Consider the following 1,232-nt stretch of genomic DNA (forward strand, 5'->3'; position numbering starts at 1 on the left):
ATGGGCACCGGCACCCACGCCGGCGCCGGACCCCGATACGGATTCCGCCCCACCGTCATGGCCCGACCCCCCTTCGCGGGCTGATCACCCGCGGTGGAACCACGTAGCCGGCGTGAGGACGAATGGACGTAGACGCAGTCACGCGTCGTGTTGCCGCTCACCGGCCGACCATCCCGGCCGAAAGGACCTAGTGCCCCCGCTCGAGGGACTCAAAACCCTTTCGGAGAGGTCCGGTCGTCGGGGATGCTGTGGGCGGTCGCCGACCGTGCGGAAGGAGTTTGCGAGCAACGAGATCTTATTGGGAACCGCGGTGCCACAGCGGCTGGGAAAGGTCTACCAGCAACTTTGCCTGCCGGGTAAGTCACAGTTTGCTGTGACGCAACCGAAAGGTGCTGCGATCCAGGTCAGGCGCTGTTACTGTGGCGTTACCAAAAATGAATTCGCCGTACCGTCAAGTGAACAGTTGCAAACAGGCGGCTTCCGAAAGAGCTTGAGGGGTCGCGGTCATCTACTCTCTGCAGAGTCGGGGATTGAACTAGGAGGGAACCAAGTATGTCGTTCGTGACCACACAGCCCGAGGCTCTGGCTGCGGCGGCCGGAAACTTGCAGGCCATTGGCTCAACGCTGAGCGCTCAGAACGCGGCTGCCGCCGCCCCCACGACCGGGGTGGTGCCCGCTGCTGCCGACGAGGTGTCGGCGCTGACGGCGGCGCAGTTCGCGGCGCACGCGCAGATGTACCAGGCGGTTAGCGCGCAGGCCGCCGCCATTCACGAGGCGTTCGTGAACACGCTGTCGACAAGTTCTGGCTCGTACGCTGCGGCCGAGGCAATCAACGCAGCTGCCACGGGCTAGTCGCTTGGCGGTTGACGGTCTGGGACAGGACGTCTTCGACGTGGAATCCCGCCTGACCGCCCAGCTACCGATGATCTCGGGGGCTGACGGCCGGACAACTCAAACGCCGGAGTTCGGGTTTGACGTCCGTCTCACCGTGTTAGAGCAACCGGTGGCCGCCGGCTGACGGGAAGGGGGGATCATCCTTTTGCATTCGGCTCGGCGGCTCGCCAGCGCGTGACCGGTCCGGCCATCGTCGTAACCACCGCAAGTATCTGAGTACTCACTTAAGGAGACAGCCACATGGCAACACGTTTTATGACTGACCCGCACGAAATGCGGGCGATGGCGGGCCGCTTCGAGGTGCACGCCCAGACGGTTGAGGACGAGGCTCGCAAGAT

At 64.0% G+C, this 1,232-nt stretch carries 1 protein-coding gene and 2 pseudogenes; all 3 read left to right on the forward strand.

What is annotated here, in order from left to right:
* Positions 1-84 (forward strand): annotated as a pseudogene (locus A5758_RS25045) (hypothetical protein); the annotation flags it as partial.
* Between the two features lie 468 nt (positions 85-552).
* Positions 553-852, forward strand: a complete 300-nt coding sequence (locus A5758_RS07460) for a PE family protein (RefSeq protein ID WP_067202177.1) — start codon at positions 553-555, stop codon at positions 850-852.
* Between the two features lie 282 nt (positions 853-1,134).
* Positions 1,135-1,232: pseudogene (locus A5758_RS25050) on the forward strand (WXG100 family type VII secretion target); the annotation flags it as partial.

The organism is Mycobacterium sp. 852014-50255_SCH5639931 (genome assembly GCF_001665605.1).
Classification (GTDB): domain Bacteria; phylum Actinomycetota; class Actinomycetes; order Mycobacteriales; family Mycobacteriaceae; genus Mycobacterium; species Mycobacterium paraffinicum.